Origin of the sequence: Pandoraea sp. PE-S2R-1 (genome assembly GCF_002179865.1) — a bacterium.
Classification (GTDB): domain Bacteria; phylum Pseudomonadota; class Gammaproteobacteria; order Burkholderiales; family Burkholderiaceae; genus Pandoraea.
Genome location: NZ_NGUR01000015.1, coordinates 1,037,375 through 1,055,940, shown reverse-complemented (window position 1 = coordinate 1,055,940; position 18,566 = coordinate 1,037,375). Strand labels below are relative to the sequence as shown.

The window sequence follows — 18,566 nt, the reverse complement described above, 5'->3', positions numbered from 1 at the left end:
ACCGGGGCGGCGATCGACGTACCGCGCGCGGTTCAGGTGTGCGTACGGTCCCCGCCGAAGGTCCGGATCGTGCGGATACGCCCTGGCGGCTCGCCGGTTTGCGTGCCTGGCAGCACACGCACCCACCAGCGGGTATAGCGCTCGACCTCGACCGGCAGCGCGCGCGCGAGCATGTCGAGCACGCGCTCGGTGTCGTCGACCGGATAGATTCCCGAGACCAGCAGGTTGGCCACTTCGGGTGCGCAACCGAGATGGCCGCGACGATAGCGGCTCAATTCGGCGAGGAAGTCGCCGAGCGGCATGGCGTGCACGACGAGCATGCCTTGCGTCCATGCCGCGACGGCATTGGCGGCGCTGGTGTCGTCAAAGCGTGAGCGGATGGCCGTGGCGTCGAAGGTTGCCCCCTGACCGGCGGTGAGCACGATGGCATTTCCGGTGGCGTCCGATGGCGTTACGCGCACGGCGCCTTCGAGCACGGTGACCGAAGCGGTGTCGTTCTGCTGACGCACGAGGAAGTGCGTGCCGAGGGCCTGCAAGCGGCCGTGTGCCGTATCGACGAAGAACGGTCGATGGCCGTGGTCGGCATCGGCACCCGTGGTGACGGCAATCTCGCCGCGAAGCAAGCGCAGGCGGCGGGTGTCTTGCGTATAACGCACGTCGACCGCCGAATCGGTGTTGAGCGCGAGTGAAGTGCCGTCGTCCAGTTGCACGGTGCGGCGCTCGCCGACACGGGTGCTCAGGTCGGCGCGCAGCGATTGCACCGTCGCGCTGTCGCGTGCGGTCCACGCGGCCCCGGCGACCGTCGCCAGCGCAAAGAGGCCGAGTACACGGCGGCGTGACTGGCTCGTCGCGGCCTTGCGCGCCGTCATCCGCAGCAGCGTGCCGTGAGCGACTACGGGGGGAATTGTGCGCAGCCGGCTGCCGAAATCGACCAGTAGTTGCCATGCCTGCGCGTGCTGCGGGTGCGCGTCGTGCCAGCGTTGCCACGCGGCTTGATCGGCGGCGCGGGCGCTGGTCTGCGCATCCGTCGCCACGCTGCTCGTGCCGCCAGTGGACATTTCGTGCGCTTGCAGACGGACGAACCACTCGGTGGCGGCCAGCGTGACCGATTCCGGCAATGGGGCGCCAGCGGTGTGCGAGTGGGCGCTCATGGACGGTGGCTCCCGAAGCAGCAGGCATGCAGCGCCTTGACGATATGGCGTTGCACGGTGGCAATCGAGATGCCGACGGCTTCGGCAATATCGCGTTGGGCGAGGCCATCGAGTTGCGACATCAGGAACACACGGCGAACGACGGGCGGCAGGCCGTCGAGGCGGCGGTCGATGTCGATGAGGGTCTGGAGCAGGATGGCGCGCGTTTCCGGATCGGGCGCGACGGCTTCGGGCTGTGCGGCGAGCGTGTCGAGATACGCGGCTTCGATCTTGCGATGGCGATGCAGATTGGCGACGAGGCCTTGTGCGACGACGGTCAGGAATGCGCGCGGTTCGCGCGGGCAGACGGGGGCGTCTTTACTGAGCAGACGCACGAAGGTGTCGTGCGCGAGATCGGCCGCGTCGCCGTGGTTGCCGAGCTTGCGGTGCAGCCAGTTACGCAACCAGCCATGGTGATCGTGATAGAGCGCGGCCACGCCGGACGCTTCGGCGCGTGCGTGGTCTGAACGGCCCCCGGTGTCGTCACGCATCATGATCTTGGCTCGGCCGCGGGCTTGCGCTGCCGTCACTGATTCAACAGTTTTGTTGGTTAATGATAATCATTCGCATCATATCATGTCACGCATGGGGCGGCGACGGATGGGAAATAAATGCGGGGGCACGGTAGCGCCGACCTTCCGAAAATTAGGACTATCGGCAATGGGGGTATGGGTGAGGTGCTGTACAAATATACAGTACAATCGCCCCATGCCGAACGGAGCGTGGATGCTGTCAGCGCCTGTCGTATCGGCCTGATACAGTAGTTCCCCCGAGGCGCGCATGCGCACTTTCAGACGTCAACCAAGCGGCCCTGAACAATTGGATAATTCGTCCTCGAAACCCGATCTGTCGACAACCCCGGCGACAACCCCGGCAACGCCGTCGCCTGCATCGTCGGCCAACCACGCCATTCGCATTCGTGGCGCCCGTCAGCACAATCTCAAGAATCTCGACGTCGATCTCCAGACCGGCGAGATGACGGTCGTGACCGGTCCGTCCGGCTCCGGCAAATCGAGTCTGGTCTTCGACACGCTGTTTGCCGAAGGCCAGCGTCGCTACGTCGAGACCTTCAGTGCTTACGCGCGTCAGTTTCTCGACCGCATGGACCGGCCCCAGGTCGACCATGTGGAAGGCGTGCCGCCCGCCATTGCCATCGATCAGACCAACCCCGTGCGCAGTTCGCGCTCGACGGTCGGTACGATGACCGAGCTCAACGATCACCTGAAACTGCTGTTCGCCCGTGCGGCGGCGCTGTTCGATCGCGAGACGGCGCAACCCGTGCGCCACGACACGCCCGAGACCATCTACGCGGAACTGATGACGCGCACGGCGCAGGGCGACCCGCGACTGGTCGTCACGTTCCCGGTGGAACTGCCGGGCAGTGTCACGCCCGACGAGGTGACGCAGTGGCTCTCCGCCTCGGGTTACACCCGCGTGCAGGCCGAGCGCGAAGTCGTGAGTACCACCGGCACGCGCAAGGTGCTCGACGTGGTGGCCGACCGTTTCCGCTTGCAGAACACCGAGAAGGCGCGCGCGATGGAAGCCATCGAGTCCTCGCTCAAGCGCGGACGTGGCCGTGTGAACGTCTACGTGCTCGCGGAAGAAGGTGAGCCGGACATCTGGCGGTATTCGCAGGACCTGCACTGCCCGGATAGCGATCTGCATTACGCCGATCCGCAGCCGGCACTGTTCTCGTTCAACTCGGCCTACGGCGCCTGCGAGGCATGCCGGGGCTTCGGGCGCGTGATCGGTGTCGACCTCGGTCTGGTAATTCCCGACGAGCGCAAGACGCTGCGCGGCGGCGCGATCAAGACGATTCAGACGCCCGCATGGAAAGAGATTCAGCAGGACTTGCTTGAATATGCCGGTAAGGCAGGTATTCCGCGTGACACACCATGGTCGAAGCTCTCGCCCGAGCATCAGGAATGGGTGATCGAAGGCGACCCGACGTGGAAGGGCGAGTGGAACAAGCAGTGGTATGGCGTGCGACGCTTCTTCGGCTATCTGGAGTCGAAGGCATACAAGATGCACATTCGCGTGCTGCTCTCGAAGTACCGCAGCTACACCACCTGCGATACCTGCGGCGGCGCGCGTCTCAAGACGGAAGGTCTGCTGTGGCGTCTGGGGTCGAAAGAGAACGCCGACGCCGTGCTGCCGCCGTCGCAACGCTTCATGCCGCGCGGCGTGTCGTGGTCGCGCGCGCAACTCGAAGCATTGCCCGGCCTGACCATGCACGACCTGATGCTCATGCCGATTTCGCGCGTGCGTCAGTTCTTCGACTCGCTCACGCTGCCGTCGAGCCTGCTCGACGATGCACTCAAGCTGCTGCAAGAGGAAGTCGGCACGCGACTGAAGTATCTATGCGACGTCGGCATCGGCTATCTCACGCTCGATCGCCAGAGCCGCACGCTCTCCGGCGGCGAAGTGCAGCGGATCAACCTGACGACGGCGCTGGGTACCTCGCTCGTCAATACGTTGTTTGTGCTCGACGAGCCGAGTATCGGCCTGCACCCGCGCGATATGGACCGCATTGTTGCCGCGATGCATCGCCTGCGCGATGCGGGCAATACGCTGGTGGTGGTCGAGCATGACCCGGCCGTCATGCTGGCGGCCGATCGTGTGATCGACATGGGGCCCGGCCCCGGCGAGCGCGGCGGTCAGATCGTGTTCGACGGCACGCCCGAAGAAGTGCGCAACGCCGACACCCTCACCGGCAGTTATCTCGGCGGGCGCAAGCACGTGGCGAACGCGTCGAACTGGCGCGCCCGTCCGGTCGATGCCGACACGCCGCGCCTGTCGCTCACGGGCGTGCGCGAACACAACCTCAAACAAATCAGCGTCGACATTCCGTTACAACGGCTTGTCTGTGTGACGGGCGTCTCGGGCTCCGGCAAGTCGACGCTCGTGCAGGATGTGCTCAGCCCGGCACTCGCGCGTCACTTCGGTGACCCGACCGAGGCGCCCGGTGCCCACGATGAACTGGTGGGGGCAGAGCAGTTGTCGGGCGTCGTGTTCGTGGATCAATCGCCCATCGGCAAGACGGCGCGTTCGAACCCGGCGAGTTATGTCGGTGCGTTCGATGAGATTCGCAAGCTGTTCGCGGCTGAACCGGTAGCGCTGCAACGCGGCTACAACGCCAGCACGTTCAGCTTCAACTCGGGCAACGGACGTTGCCCCACCTGCGGCGGCTCGGGTTTCGAGCACGTGGAAATGCAGTTCCTGAGCGACGTGTATCTGCGCTGCCCGGACTGCGATGGCAAGCGCTATCGCGCCGAAGTGCTCGACGTGAAGATTCAGCGTGCCGTGCCGGGTGAAGCCATGCGCGAGTTGAGCGTGTCGGATGTGCTCGACCTCACGGTGAACGAGGCGGTGAAGCTGTTCTCGTCGGATCGCGACGTACTGCGTGTGTTGCAGCCGATCGTGGATGTCGGACTTGAATACGTGAAGCTGGGCCAGCCGGTGCCGACGCTCTCGGGCGGTGAAGCGCAGCGTCTCAAGCTCGCGGGTTTTCTGGCCGAAGCGTCGCAAAAGAAGACGGCAAGCGGCCAGAAGGTGGCGCATCGCGGCCGCCTGTTCATCTTCGACGAGCCGACGACGGGCCTGCACTTCGACGACATCGCCAAGCTGATGCGCGCGTTCGGCAAGTTGCTCGACGGCGGCAATTCGCTGCTGGTGATCGAGCACAATCTCGACGTGGTGCGCGCTGCCGACTGGATCATCGATCTGGGACCGGAGGGCGGTGAAGGCGGCGGCGAAGTGCTTTGCGCCGGTACGCTGGCCGATGTGGTGGCATGCCCCGGCTCGCATACCGGCAAGGCACTGGCCGACTACGAGCGCAATATCGTGGCACCTGCACAGGCCGTGGCGGCAAGCACAAAGGACGATGCCGGCATGCCGTTGCAAACCGCCTTGCGTGCCGCGCGCGCCCATCGTAAGCCAGCGGGTGGCGACGCCATCCGGATCATCAATGCGCGCGAACACAATTTGAAGTCGCTCGACGTGGAGATTCCGCGCGGCAAATTCAGCGTGATCACGGGCGTGTCTGGCTCGGGCAAGTCGACACTCGCGTTCGACATTCTGTTCAACGAGGGGCAGCGCCGGTATCTGGAGTCGCTGAACGCGTATGCGCGCTCCATCGTGCAGCCGGCGGGGCGTCCGGAAGTCGATGCCGTGTACGGTATTCCGCCGACGGTGGCCATCGAGCAACGTCTGTCGCGTGGCGGCCGCAAGAGTACGGTGGCGACGACCACGGAGATCTGGCACTTCCTGCGGCTGCTGTACGTGAAACTCGGTATTCAGCATTGCATTCACGACGGCGCGCCGGTGACGGCGCAGAGCCCCGATTCCATCGTGGCGCAATTGATGCGCGACCGGCGCGGTCAGCACGTCGGTTTGCTGGCACCGCTGGTGGTAGGCCGCAAGGGTATCTATACCGATCTGGCGAAGTGGGCCAAGGCGCGCGGGCATTCGCATCTGCGCGTCGACGGCGTTTTCCTGCCGGTAGATCCGTGGCCGAAGCTTGATCGCTTCCGCGAGCACACCATCGAGTTGCCCGTCGGTGACGTGGTGATCACCCCCGAGAACGAAGGTCTGCTGCGTACGTTGCTCGCGGCGGCGCTCGAATTGGGCAAGGGCGTCATGCATCTGCTGGCGCCGCTCGACGGTCTGGGCGACGCCATGACCAGTGAACAACCCGGCGAAGGCGTCGGCAAGATCGAAGTGTTTTCGGTCAAGCGTGCGTGCCCGGTGTGCGGCACAAGCTATCCCGATCTCGATCCGCGCATGTTCTCGTTCAACAGCAAGCACGGCTGGTGCACGACCTGCGTGGGCACGGGGCTGGCGCTCACGCGTGAGCAGCGCGAAGCATTCGACGACACGGTGCTCGGGCAAGACAACCGCGGACGCGAGCATTCGCTGCCGTCGGAGGAGCAAGAACCGGAAGACGTGGGCGATCAGCCCTGTCCGGACTGCCACGGTGCGCGACTGAATCCGGTCGCGCGGGCCGTGACCTTTGACGAAGAGGCGATTTCGGACGTTGCGCAGTGGACCGTCACCGACGTTCGCCATTGGGTGCAAGGGCTGCATCTGCATGGCCGCGATGCGAGCATTGCGCGCGACCTGATCAGCGAAATTCAGGGCCGCCTCGAGTTTCTGGAAGAAGTGGGGCTGGGCTACCTGACGCTGGACCGTGCGGCGCCGACACTCTCGGGTGGCGAGTCGCAGCGGATTCGTCTGGCGGCGCAACTCGGCAGCAATTTGCAGGGCGTGTGCTACGTGCTGGACGAGCCGACCATCGGCTTGCACCCGCGCGATAACGGCATTCTGCTTGGCGCGCTGCGCAAGCTCGGCGACCAAGGCAACACGCTGGTGGTGGTCGAGCACGACGAGGACACGATTCGTCGCGCCGACCACATCATCGACATCGGGCCGGGCGCAGGCAAGCGCGGCGGTACACTCGTGGCGCAGGGCAGCGTGGCCGATCTGGCGGCGCATCCCGATTCGTTGACGGGCAAGTTCCTCGCGCATCCGTTGCAGCACCCGCTGCAACCGCGTCGCGAAGTCGTTGCGCCGAAGAAGGGCACGGAAGCGGTGCCGCCGAACTGGCTGACGGTGCATGGCGCAACGCTGCATAACCTGAAGAACGTCACGGCATCGCTGCCGCTCTCGCGACTGACGGCGATTACGGGCGTCTCAGGCTCGGGCAAATCGACGTTGGCACGCGACGTGTTGATGACGAATTTGCTCGACGCCGTAGGCCGTTCGGTGATGTCCTCACCGGCCGAGCGCCGCGCCCGTAAGGGCACGGTGCGGCATGCGGTGAAGGCGGACGGTAAGCCGCGCGCCAAGTCGGAGGTACCGGCGGAACCGCGTCGCGCGGTGACGCATGCGTGGCACGGCTGCGAGTCGGTGACCGGCTGGGAGACGATCGACCGGGTGCTCGAAGTCGACCAGACGCCGATCGGCAAGACGCCGCGCTCGTGTCCGGCAACGTATATCGGCTTCTGGGACACGATTCGACGTCTCTTTGCCGACACGCTGGAAGCGCGTGCGCGTGGTTACTCGGCCTCGCGCTTCTCGTTCAACACGGGCGACGGGCGTTGTCCGGCGTGCGAGGGGCAGGGCGTGCGCACGATCGGCATGAGCTTCCTTGCCGATGTGAAGGTGTTGTGCGACGTGTGTCACGGCCAGCGATTCAATGCCGAAACGTTGGCGGTAACGTGGCGTGGCAAGAGCATCGGCGACGTGCTGACGATGGAAGTGGACGAAGCGGTCGAGTTCTTCGCGTCGATGCCGAGTATCGGGCACCCGTTGCAGTTGATGAAGGACGTGGGGCTCGGTTACCTGACGCTGGGGCAGCCGTCGCCGACGTTGTCGGGCGGCGAGGCACAGCGTATCAAGCTGGTGACGGAGTTGACCAAGGTGCGCGACGACATTACGCGCCGTGGTCAGAAGTCGCCGCACACGTTGTATGTGCTTGATGAGCCGACCGTGGGTCTGCACATGGCGGACGTGGCACGTCTGATCAAGGTGCTGCACCGTCTCGTGGACGGCGGACACACCGTCGTAGTGATCGAGCACAATTTGGACGTCATCGCCGAAGCCGACTGGATCGTCGACATGGGACCGGAAGGCGGTAAGGACGGCGGCACCGTGGTGGCGGCAACATCACCGGATGCGCTCGCGAAGGTCGCGGCAAGCCATACCGGTATCGCCCTCAGGCCGGTGCTGGCGCAATCGGCCGCTAAGGTCGAAGAAGCGGAAGCGGTGAAGTAACCGCAGGACTTCCGCTGAGCAGAAAGACAAACGGGACGCTTCGGCGTCCCGTTTGTCTTTCTACAGCGCTCACGTCATCAAACGCACTGCATCAGACATACCGCGTCACCCCTGATCGCTCGTCACGAGGTCACCGATACGACGCGGCACAATCGTCATCAAAAGCCCGGCGACGATGCAGACGGCACCCAATGCGCCGAAGCCACCGAGCATGTCTCCGAAACATGCGAAGGCGAACAGTGTGGCGAACAACGGGTCACTGGTCTCAATGATCTGTACCTTGCTTGCCTCGCCGTGCGAAATCGCCAGTGTCGTGAAATAGAAGCCGCCAATCGTAGGCAGCAGAATCAATGCTGACAAGATGACCCAAGCCCACCCGACCGGTACGGCAAACCCCTGATGCAACGAGAGCAGCAACAAATAGAAACTGCCAAATCCAAACAGCCAAGTGAGCTGCGGAAGTCCGCTCCCTACGTTCCATAACTTCGACAGAAAGATGAACAAGGCGTAACCGAGGCCGCCGCATAAGGCGAGCGCAACACCGAGATAACTTCCCGTCACACCGCCTTCGAACAGGCAGATCAGTGCAACGCCGGTGACGATGGAACCGAACGCAGCGACCTTTCGCCGTGTGATCTGCTCCTTTAAAACCAGCGTCGAAAGCACAATCGTGACACCCCCCGCGGCGTAGGTCAGAAAAGAGACCAGCGGAATCGATGCCTCAGCGAACGCCCAAGTTTCGAAAGCGTAGAGGCAGAAGATGCCCAGCAACGCGAGCAGTGCAAAAACGGGCCAGCGGCTCGCCAGTCGCACCGTTTGGTCGCGCAACGTCCGTCGTGCACAGCAGTAACTTGCGATCACTACAAAGGCGCCAAAGCATTTCCAGAACGCGACGCTCGTCGGCGTTAAACCGTAGCCGAGTCCGACACGAGTGAGCGGACCGATCGTGCCATTCAATGCGGCGGCAATGAGTGCGTAGACTTCGGCACCCCGCGCAAATCGGATGAACATGTTCGGGGCTCGCAAAAAGAAACGACCTCGCATTCTGTCAGCTTGCGCTGAAGCATGGAGGTCGTTGCACGGCGTCGCGAGGCTTTTCAGAATTTGCCGATGACCCGAATTACCCGAGTCATCGCATGCCGACAGCTACCGCATCACTACTTCAGTTGCCGCGACAGACGCATCAGAACTTATGACGCAAGCCAGCGTAGTAAGTCACCTGATTGTCGTGCCCGTTCAGGCGCACGCCGGAGCCGCCGGTCCATGACGTGGTCGACGTACCGAACAGGCCGGACCAGTCGCCGTTCACGTGATCGTAAGCGCCGGCCACATAAACGTCGGTGCGCTTCGACAGGCGGTAATCGAGGATCGCGTAAGCCGTTTGACGCGTGCCGCCGAAGTTGCTCGCCGACGTGTTGTTGTACATCCACGCGCCCGTGAACGAAAGCACCGGGTTGAAGTTGTACGTCGCACCCAGCGTCAGGAACTGATCGCGACGCGCTGCGCTGAACACCGAGCCGATCGACGCCGTCGAGCTGGCCGTCGCCGGGGTGCTCATGTTCGTGATCGACGCGAAATCAACACCACCGTTCGTCACGTCGAAGCCTGCATCACGCTGGCTTTGCAGGTAGTCGGCGTAGAACGTGGCCGGACCAAACGCGTACTTCGCACCCAACACCCACAGCTTGGCCGTGCGGCTTTGCGTATCGCGCGTTTGCTGCAACTGCCCCGTCATCTTCAGACCGCTGCCTTCATACGACAAACCACCCGAAAGCGACGAGCGTGCCGAACCCTGACCCGCGATACCGCCCAACGCGTACTGCAAGTTCACCCCAATCGCGCCGAACGACTTGGTGTACGTCAACGCGTTGTTAAAACGCTGACCAGTGAGATACACCTGCCACGAGTTCGTCGCCGGCGCACCGACCGACAACGGATCGACCGCCGATACCGCGAGCAAGGCGCCCGTGTACTGACGGCCAATATCCACTTCACCGAACGCGCCCGACAACCCCACGAACGCCTGACGGCCGAACAGCTGACCCTGCTGATCGAAACCGCCATTGTTGACCGTGAGGCCATTTTCCAGCACGAAGCGCGCCTTCATGCCGCCGCCCAAGTCTTCACTACCGGTCAGGCCGAAGCGGCTGCCCGACAGAAAGCCCTCGCCGCCCTGCTGCACGCTGAAGGTCTTGCCGCCCTGCGGGCTGGTGTTGGTCTGCATCACCACTGCCGCATCAAGCACGCCGTACAGCGTGACGTTCGATTGCGCAAACGCGCTCGGGGCGACGCTGGCAAAACACACGCCGGCAGCGGCGGCGATCAGGGAAGGAAGCGGATATTTCATGAGAGTTCCGATCGGTCTTGAAGCACGAGAAATAGACGGAGCCATGGCAGGTTGCCGGCCCTCGATTCAAAAAATTGACGCAAAAACGCCCCCGCGCTCCCGTCTTCAAGACAAGGGAACGACGTCATGTCGTCGCAGAGGAGCCACTCGACACAGGTCCGGCGCAGTCGCCGGCGAACCGGTTGTGTCAGGGCGTTGGCGGCAGCCAGGCACGTCGCGCGGGTTTGTGACCCAGCACGGGCGTGTCGCGGTTCAGCCTGTCGCCTTGGGGAAAAGTCGGGCGACTCGACTCACATCGAATCGCCCGGGTCCATCAACCACCTTTCGTGTTACGCGGCCTTTTGCAGCACCGTCATCGGGCCGTACAACTCCAGCAGACGCGCATACTCCGTCTCGCTATAGAAGTCGCACTGATAGCGCTGGCGGTCGGTGTACTGAATCGCCACTTCCACGCAGAAACGCACGGCTTCGGCGATATCCACTTCATGGCTCGCGCTGCCGCCGCTGCCCGCCACGGCCGCTTGCGCCGTGATCGGCACGCCGACCACCGGTGCTTCGGTGGCCACCGTCGGCTGCATGATGCTGTTGATGTGGTACAGGCCGTTGTCGTAGTCGGTGATGTCCTGCGTCGTCAGCGGCATGACGCGCGGCAGATGGCCGGTCGTCTGCTGCATGATGTTCAACAGACTGTCCGACACGCGCAGCAAATACCCCTGCTTGGACGTCGGCGTGATCGCGAAACCGCGCTCGTTGAACACGCGATTGCCCTTGCTCGTATCGACCGACAGGATGGCGTCCATGGCGGCGTCGACTTCGAACTGGTTCATCGTCGTCGAACTGCACGGCATGCCCATGAAGTCGACCGGCTGACGCGGCGTGATCGGCGCATCGGTGCACAGGTGCGTGGTGACGATGACGTCGCCCTGCAACGTGTCGCCACGTGCCCGCAGTTGTGCGAGCTTCAGACCTGCGGCGATCACCGCCGTCGCGCCATCGGCATCCGACACCTGCGCGATACGGTCGGGACGTGCACCGATCGCGCCGTTACGGCCGATCAGGCCCAGTGTCGGGGCCGTGCCGCCGGCCGTCTTGCCTGCCGCACCCGGCACCACGATCTTGATGAAGTCGGCCACGCGGCCTTCGGTCACACGCTCCACCGTGACCGTTACGCCGGCGTCGGTGTAAGGCGCGAACAAGGCGACGATGTCGTCACCGTTCACGCTCGGCAGGTCGATGAGTTCATACACCGCCAGGGTTTGCTGCAATGCCATGTTTCTAAACCTCTTGAATCTGCTTTGTTACCAGAGACGCCGTAGCGACCTCAGATCGATGCGAGCGCGAATGTGCTGCCCGTGGCGATCTTGTCGATGGCGCCGCCCTGCTTGAAGTACAGCGCGTCGAATTCGCCGAGCACAGTGGCGTTCTCGCCCTGCACGTGCAGCGCGGTGCCTTCCGGAATGCCGACAACGCGCTCGTCCGGATTGATGCCGAGGTACTCGGCCAGACGCTCTTCGCGCGACTCGCCGTTATGACCGGCCGGTTTGCCGCTGATGAAGTGCGGGTTCACCTGGAACGGAATCAGGTTCAGTGCCTTGAGCGTGGGCGGCTCGACGATCGGCATGTCGTTGGTGGTGCGAATGGTCGGGCACACGACGTTCGAGCCGGCGCTCCAGCCCACATATGGCATGCCCGCATTCACGCGCTCGCGAATCAGACCGACGATGCCCGCGTTGTACATGCGATCGAGCAGGGCAAACGTATTGCCGCCACCGACAGCCACGGCTTCCGCTTGTTCCACGGCCGCACGCGGATCCTTGTGGTGATGAATCGACTCGAGTTCGTAGCCAAGACGCTCGAACACCGGCTTCACTCGCGATTCGTACTCGTCGTAACTGAACGTGATGCCGCCCGCGTAGGGCACGAACAGCACGCGCTTGGCGCGACCCTTGAGCAACGCGTGCAGTTGGTCGTCCGCATGCTCCAGATAGCCCAGATTGCCCTTGCGGGAGCTGCTCATCATCAGAATTTGTTTCATGGCTTATGCCTCGTCGGGTGAAGGTAGTGACGGTTCAAAGACGACTGGATTACGGGTCACGAACGCGGGTCGAGCAATTCGCGAATCAGGCCGACGGCCCGGTCGATTTCCTGCTCGGTATTGAAATAATGCACTGCCAGACGCGCCATGCGTTCAATGTTGAAGCGCTTGAGAATCGGCGTCGCCATGAAGTGACCGGCTTCAATGATGACACCGGCGGCTTCGAGATGCGCGACGATGGCATCCGCTTCGAGACCCTTGACGTTGAAGGGCACGAGGCTCAGACGCTGCTCGACTTTCGACGGCCCGTAAATCTCGGCGCCCGGCAGCGTCTGCAATTGCTCGACGGCGTAGCGCGTGAGTTGCTGCACGCGCGCGAAAACATCGGCCATACCCAGCGACTGCGCGTAGGCGATGGCTTCGCCCATGCCGAGAATCGACGGCACGATCGGGCAACCGGCTTCGAAGCGCTTGGCCGTTGCCGGCAGCGACAGCGCGCCGCTGGCGTCGACGGACGCATTCCACCAGCCGATCAGCGCCGGACGCAGTTGCGTGATGAGCGCTTCGCGTACGTAGAGGAAGCCGCTGCCTTCCGGGCCGCGCAGGGCCTTGCGGCCACACGTGGCGAGAAAGTCGCAACCAAGCGTGCGCACGTCGATCGGCACCATGCCGACGGTCTGCGTCGCGTTGATCAGCGTCCAGACGTTGCGCTCACGGGCCAGTGCACAGATCGCATCGATCGGCTGCAAGGCGCCCGTCACGTTCGGCAGATGCGCCATCGAGATCAGACGGGTGCGCGGCGTGAGGTATTGCGCGAGCGTGTCGACTTCCATCACACCATCGGCGTTCGCCGGCACGACCACGACTTTCACGCGGCCCTGCGCCTGCAATTGCAGCCACGGCGCCTGATTCGAAATCATTTCGAAGTCGGAGAGCACGACTTCGTCGCCGTCTTGCCAGTCGATGCCGGCGGCCACGAGGCTGATGGCTTCGCTGCCGTTCTTGGTGAAGGCAATTTCAGACGCGTTGGCGCCGACGAAGGCTGCCGTGGCAGCGCGCACTTGCTCGACACGCGCATACGTCTCGCGACGGAAGGCGGGCAGGTACGGGCCGGTGCGTGCGGTCTCGGCGAGATACGCGGTCATGGTGTCGACGACGCAGCGCGGCGGCACCGAGGCGGCGGCGTGATCGAAGTAGACGAGGCCGGGCGCGAGCGCGCTGTCGGCGGTGATGCGATTCAGATCCATCGAACTGTCCTACGGGGGGTGAGACAAAACAACGGGCGCGCGCGAGTGGCGCGCGCCACTCGAAATTACTTGGCCAGCAACTTGCCGAACAACAGCGGCTTGAAGAAGCTGTACAGCGCATCGCCTGCAATGAAGCCGGCAGCCAGCGTGCCGCAGGCCGATTCGCCTGCTGCGCCCCAGCGGCGCACGATCAGCACGCGCAACACGAGACCCGCTGCGACGGCCCAGCCAGCGGCCGGACTCATCAGCAAGAGGCCCGTCGCCATCAGCACGCCAAGCTGGCGCTTCGGCCCGCCGATCAGTTGCAGCAGCGCACCGGGGATGGCCCAGATCATCAGTTGATGACCGATGTCGTTCGACACACCGGCTTCAATCGTGGCGGCGTAGACCTTGTCGACCGGCGGGAACATGTTGTTGGCGAAGAAGTGCGGGTAGGCCAGCACGACGGCCACGCCTGCCACACAGAAACCCAGCATGCCGGCGTAGTACTGCTGCTTGCGGCCGGCGCGCTCCAGCGCCGGGTCGGCACCGTTGCCGCGCAGGATGAAGCCGGTCTTCAGGTCGTAGCCCATATCGGCGAAGGCGGGGCCAGTGGCTGACGACAGACCGACCAGCAGACCGAGGGCCGTCGGCGGAAAGCCGCACAGCATGCCGATTACCAGCGTGATGAGCGCGACGGCGAACGCCGGGAACCAGCCCGAGTACATCGCGGCGATACCGACGATCAGTTCATGCGCGAAGGCTGCGAACGCGGCAAACAACAGGAAGCCGATCAGCATGCCCGGCGACATGTGCGTGGCGAGGCCGGCGCACAGTGCAATCAGCAACGCGATGCCGACATAGGCGAGAAAACTCACGCCGAGGAAGCCAGCGAGCTTGCGATCCGACACGGTGGGCTGGTAGCCGGTCTCGGCCTGCGCGCCCTTGCGGTTGCCGCGCAGCACGAGGAACGTCACCTGAATGAGCGCGACCACACCGGCACCGATCATGAAGCCGTGCGGCAGATAGATCTTGTTCAGATCGACGTGCAGCAGCGGCAGGGAATAGCCCTTGATCAGCAGACCCGTACCGAAGCTGCCCAACGCCCAGATGTTGCCGATAAAGGCCACACCGAAGGCGGACATCGGAATGCCCAGCACCGAGCCGGCGACGCCACCCACCACGCCATAGACGAGCAGGCGAGCCTTCTTGCCGCCCTGATCGCCGGCAATGATCGATTCGGCGGTGGCGATACCGGCGGGCCAGGTGCCCGTGGCGGGGAATGCCTTCGAATCGAACACGCGATAGAGCACGGTGCCGTCGAGGAACATGGCGATCATCACGCCGATGAGCAGCGGCACGATCAGATCGGGGCGACCCATCGCGAACGGAATGCCGATCGGAATCATCAGGCTGTTCGACGCGCCGAAGGTGGCCGACGAGATTGCCGTCTGCACCAGATTCTGACGATGCACGGAGCGGAACTTGCGCATCATCGCGATGGGCAGGCGTGCCACGAGCATGGCGAGCAGCGCGCCGATGATGGACGTGTTGGCCGAGATGCCGAGCGTGACGATCAACTGCATGCCGATGATCGCGCCCGCGACCGACACGGCCACCATCAGCAGTAACGATGTCGGCTCGAAAACGGACGGGTGCTTGCCGTCGAGCGGCGCATAAGGTGCGCCGGGTGGCTTGGCGGCGGCAGAGGGCGGGGCGGATTTCATTGGATTGATTCTCGAAGGGGCTTGTCTGGCGAAATCGGGGCGGGTCAGTAGAAACGGCGCATGAGCGACTGCACTTCGGCGAGCTCCTGACGCACGGCGGCGAGCATCTCGCGGCGCTTGTCGTCGGTCATGCGGAAGTCGGGGCCCGAGACACCGAACGAGGCGAGGATGCCGTCGGTCTCGTCGAATACGGGCAGGGCGAGGCCGAACACGCCGTCGGCAAATTCGTTGGCCGAGTAACTCCAGCCTTGCTCGCGAATGGCCGCGAGATCGGCGCGCAGGGCTGCCGGTTCGGTGATGGTGCTGCTCGTGTAGCGCTTCAGACCGTGTTCGAGAATGGCGTCGAGTTGGGTCTCGGGCAGATACGCGGCGATGACCTTGCCCGACGAGCCGGCGTGCAGCGCGAAGCGCGTGCCTGCGGCCACGGAATACTTGATGTTCTGATCCGACTCGGCGATTTCGAGATAGACCGCTTCTTTGCCATCGAGCACCGCGAGAAACGCGGTCTCGCCGGTGTTGGCCGCCAGACGGCGCATGATCGGCAGGATGAGGTCCGACAGATGCAACCCTTCGCGCAACGACTGCGCGAATTCGAGAAACGCCATGCCGAGTGCGTACTTGCGCGACTTGCCACGCTGGGTGACGAAACCGTGCTGGGCACAGGTCGCGAGAATGCGCTGCACGACCGAGTGGTTGATGCCGGTTTCCTTGGCCAACTCACGCACGCCCCACGTCGGATTCTCGGCCGTGAAGTGGCGCAAAAGCGTCAGCGCGTTGTCGAGCGTCTTCAGCGTCATAAAAATTTGTCTCTCTATTAGCACCACTGTGTCTGTATGTGGTACATTTTAGAAAGGCATAAATGGGGCGGCAACGCTAAATTCACAAATTCAGGGTAAACACCCGTGTCGCTTTTCGCCCTTTTTTGGTGCGAAGTGTGCCGAAAACTGCCCCCCAAGCCGCATGAATGCTGGATCTGCCGGGAATTCCCGGTGCGCGTGTGACAAGCCTCACACGCCGAGACAAAACGCCCGGACAAGTCCGGGCGTTTTTCATTGGGCGGGAACGAGGGGCTTCGCGGGCGAGTGACTAGGTCGCCGGATGGCCGCCGGAAGGCAGACCGAGCCTGTCGAAGAACGCGCGGTTGCGTTCATAAGCCGATTGCAGCAATCGGTCGTACGAGATCACTTCGATATACGTCTTGAAGTGGCTGTTGTAGCCGAAGAACCCCATCCCATCCATGGTCTCGCTCAGTTGCAGCATCTGGCAGCGCTGCACGACAGAGCGGGTGATGTCGCACACCACGTAGCAAAAGCCCGGTAGCGACGCCGCCCCCGGTATGGGCCGTCCCCCCGGCGTGGTGACCGACCCGGCGCGAATTCGCACGAGATAACCGATGGCCTGCTCGACCGGGTCTTTGTCTTCCCCCGCCACCGCGTCGTTGCGCATGGGGCGTTTGAGCTCGACCACCACAAGTGACGCCAGCGGCCCGTGCGCGCCATCTGCCATCAGCATCGGCCGGTCGAAGACCTTCAGTGCGCACAGGTCGGGCTTGCGCCCAGAGACGCAGTCCGTGATCGGCATCGATTGCAGGGGTTTGTCGCTCGCCAGATACGAATGAAACGTCAGCCGCTCGTCGAGCAGCCACAGATTCCCATGCTCGGCGTGCACTTCCTCTGAGCTCTTGCCCATCGGCATGAACAACTCATGAATCACCTCTTCGCGTGCGAAGCGTCCGTCTTCGCCCCGCTTTAACGCCTGCGCGAGGATGTCGAGGATGGTCTTGCGATGAAATACGTAATTGGCGAGATCCGATTGTTTGATGTCGTCCGCCTTGGCGATATAGCCCGCGAGGCGCTGGCGGTACCTCTCGGTGGTTTCGCTCGAGGCGAACTGCATGATGTCGTGCCCCTCGGCGATCAACGAGTGTTCGACATTGGCCAATTCGCGATGCAGCAGCAGATCGAGATCCCGATCGGAGATGTCAGGCGGCACACTTAGCCGGTCCTGATCGATATGGGGGAGGATCGGGCGGTAACGGGGCGCACGATGAGTGACAAAGCGCTCGACGCGATCGCGGCTCGCCTGCCGGGTTTGGGTGAGCCATGGGGCAAGGTAGTTGGCCGCAGCGGCGAGCAGTGCCTCCCGGATTTCGGCGCGTCCCGGCGACGCGCTGCCGAAGAGATCGTCGGACGACTCCGGAATATCAAAGCCGATACGCTCGGGGCGTACGTGCTGATCGAGCCAGGGGGATGTGACGTAGCAGGCATAGGTGAAATCTCCCTCGCCGTCCTGCAATTTGCCGTGAAGGCCCGGCAGCTTGCCGCTGAGCGGCTCGTTCTCGATGACCCGGCTCGCCGCGCACCAGGCAATGACAGGTTGGGTGACCGCGCTCGTCTTGAGTTTCACGTGAGTGATGACGAACGGATGTCCTTTGATATCGAGCGTCTCGCGTTGTGCGCCACCCAACAGATAGCTGTCGTAGACATCGACCAGATCGATGGTTTCGTCGCCATCACAAATGACGATGCTGGGCACACCGCCATCGCGCACGAAGTACCACAGGCAATGTTCGAAAAGACTGTTGGCGATGGCGCGCGCCGTCTTGGCCGACTTCTCCCGATAACTCTGGAAAAAGCCTTGCAGGTGCACGACCGTGTGCGGGGTTTCGTTCGCGCGCGCGTCACGCAAGTCGATGTTCCGGATGCCTTGTCCGGCGGTGAAATGGAACTGCCGCCGGCGCGCGCGCTGACGGCCGGTGCGGAAAACACTCGCTACCGTGACGCACTCGAACGCCTTGAGCCAGAGCAGACGCCCCACGCCGCGGCAGCCGTGCGCGGCTTTATGGTCGCTGTCGAGTGTTTCGAACGACGTCATGTTCGCGGCGTCGAAGCCGACGCCGTTATCGACGATACGAAAGCCGGAGATCGGTGCCAGAGGTGGCGCGCCGCGTCGTGACGACGCGTCGTCGAGCGTCAGGTCGGTCTGGGCGAGACGCTCGATGTCGATCTGAATCTCGCCCCGGGTGGCATCTCCCTCGCCTGCGCCGACGGCGTGGATCGAATTCACGACCGCTTCGAAGAGCGGCAAAAGGCCTTTGTGCTGCGGCAGTGGCGTATTGCGCAACCGCCCCGTCAGATTGGTGTTCATGTTCACGGGATATCCCCTTGAAGGCGGCTAAGGGTTGTGACGTCGAGAGGGGGGCGACTGGGCAGGATTGTGGGCATCGCGTGGGGAAGCTGCAACGCTCGATGGGTATCAATTTGGAAT

Annotated in this window: 11 protein-coding genes; 1 reads left to right on the top strand and 10 read right to left on the bottom strand. The window is 63.4% G+C overall.

What is annotated here, in order from left to right:
- Positions 1–32: 32 nt before the first annotated feature.
- The gene (locus CDV44_RS22195; RefSeq protein ID WP_087690539.1) at positions 33–1,151 is read right to left on the bottom strand and encodes a FecR domain-containing protein; all 1,119 of its coding nucleotides are present in this window, start codon (positions 1,149–1,151) and stop codon (positions 33–35) included.
- On the bottom strand, positions 1,148–1,684 hold the full coding sequence (locus CDV44_RS22190) for a sigma-70 family RNA polymerase sigma factor (protein WP_249277651.1): 537 nt from the start codon (positions 1,682–1,684) through the stop codon (positions 1,148–1,150). Before CDV44_RS22190 ends, CDV44_RS22195 begins: the two co-directional genes overlap by 4 nt.
- 415 nt (positions 1,685–2,099) lie before the next feature.
- On the opposite strand from CDV44_RS22190, the gene uvrA reads away from it, so the two are divergent.
- Positions 2,100–7,964, top strand: coding sequence for an excinuclease ABC subunit UvrA (gene uvrA, locus CDV44_RS22185; protein WP_087690827.1), 5,865 nt, complete (start codon positions 2,100–2,102; stop codon positions 7,962–7,964).
- A gap of 105 nt (positions 7,965–8,069) precedes the next feature.
- Here the strand turns inward: uvrA and CDV44_RS22180 are convergent, their stop codons facing one another.
- From CDV44_RS22180 to CDV44_RS22145, 8 genes are all read right to left on the bottom strand, one after another.
- On the bottom strand, positions 8,070–8,975 hold the full coding sequence (locus CDV44_RS22180) for a DMT family transporter (protein WP_087690537.1): 906 nt from the start codon (positions 8,973–8,975) through the stop codon (positions 8,070–8,072).
- Positions 8,976–9,147: 172 nt separating this feature from the next.
- Positions 9,148–10,311, bottom strand: a complete 1,164-nt coding sequence (locus tag CDV44_RS22175; RefSeq protein WP_087690535.1) for a porin — start codon at positions 10,309–10,311, stop codon at positions 9,148–9,150.
- A gap of 329 nt (positions 10,312–10,640) precedes the next feature.
- Positions 10,641–11,582: a DUF1177 domain-containing protein gene (locus CDV44_RS22170; protein WP_058376704.1), complete on the bottom strand. Its 942-nt coding sequence runs from the start codon at positions 11,580–11,582 to the stop codon at positions 10,641–10,643.
- Between the two features lie 50 nt (positions 11,583–11,632).
- The gene (gene pepE / locus CDV44_RS22165; RefSeq protein ID WP_087690532.1) at positions 11,633–12,346 is read right to left on the bottom strand and encodes a dipeptidase PepE; all 714 of its coding nucleotides are present in this window, start codon (positions 12,344–12,346) and stop codon (positions 11,633–11,635) included.
- A 56-nt stretch (positions 12,347–12,402) separates the two neighbouring features.
- Positions 12,403–13,593 carry an aminotransferase class V-fold PLP-dependent enzyme gene (locus CDV44_RS22160; RefSeq protein ID WP_087690530.1) on the bottom strand — a complete coding sequence of 397 codons (1,191 nt, stop codon included), beginning with the start codon at positions 13,591–13,593 and terminating at the stop codon, positions 12,403–12,405.
- Positions 13,594–13,658: 65 nt separating this feature from the next.
- Complete coding sequence (locus tag CDV44_RS22155; protein WP_087690529.1) at positions 13,659–15,299, bottom strand: OPT/YSL family transporter; 1,641 nt, start codon at positions 15,297–15,299, stop codon at positions 13,659–13,661.
- Positions 15,300–15,343: 44 nt separating this feature from the next.
- A complete protein-coding gene (locus tag CDV44_RS22150) occupies positions 15,344–16,096 on the bottom strand; it encodes an IclR family transcriptional regulator (protein ID WP_087690527.1) in 753 nt (250 codons plus the stop codon).
- Between the two features lie 289 nt (positions 16,097–16,385).
- Entirely contained in the window at positions 16,386–18,446 is a 2,061-nt protein-coding gene (locus tag CDV44_RS22145; RefSeq protein ID WP_249277650.1) for an ATP-binding protein, read from the bottom strand.
- Positions 18,447–18,566: the final 120 nt, after the last annotated feature.

What these genes read in the sequence shown, in the direction of transcription:
- CDV44_RS22160 (WP_087690530.1), bottom strand. Translation starts at nt 13,593, where the DNA reads ATGGATCTGAATCGCATCACCGCCGACAGCGCGCTCGCGCCCGGCCTC.
- CDV44_RS22190 (WP_249277651.1), bottom strand. Translation starts at nt 1,684, where the DNA reads ATGATGCGTGACGACACCGGGGGCCGTTCAGACCACGCACGCGCCGAA.
- CDV44_RS22170 (WP_058376704.1), bottom strand. Translation starts at nt 11,582, where the DNA reads ATGGCATTGCAGCAAACCCTGGCGGTGTATGAACTCATCGACCTGCCG.
- CDV44_RS22175 (WP_087690535.1), bottom strand. Translation starts at nt 10,311, where the DNA reads ATGAAATATCCGCTTCCTTCCCTGATCGCCGCCGCTGCCGGCGTGTGT.
- CDV44_RS22195 (WP_087690539.1), bottom strand. Translation starts at nt 1,151, where the DNA reads ATGAGCGCCCACTCGCACACCGCTGGCGCCCCATTGCCGGAATCGGTC.
- CDV44_RS22155 (WP_087690529.1), bottom strand. Translation starts at nt 15,299, where the DNA reads ATGAAATCCGCCCCGCCCTCTGCCGCCGCCAAGCCACCCGGCGCACCT.
- pepE (WP_087690532.1), bottom strand. Translation starts at nt 12,346, where the DNA reads ATGAAACAAATTCTGATGATGAGCAGCTCCCGCAAGGGCAATCTGGGC.
- CDV44_RS22180 (WP_087690537.1), bottom strand. Translation starts at nt 8,975, where the DNA reads ATGTTCATCCGATTTGCGCGGGGTGCCGAAGTCTACGCACTCATTGCC.
- CDV44_RS22145 (WP_249277650.1), bottom strand. Translation starts at nt 18,446, where the DNA reads ATGAACACCAATCTGACGGGGCGGTTGCGCAATACGCCACTGCCGCAG.
- CDV44_RS22150 (WP_087690527.1), bottom strand. Translation starts at nt 16,096, where the DNA reads ATGACGCTGAAGACGCTCGACAACGCGCTGACGCTTTTGCGCCACTTC.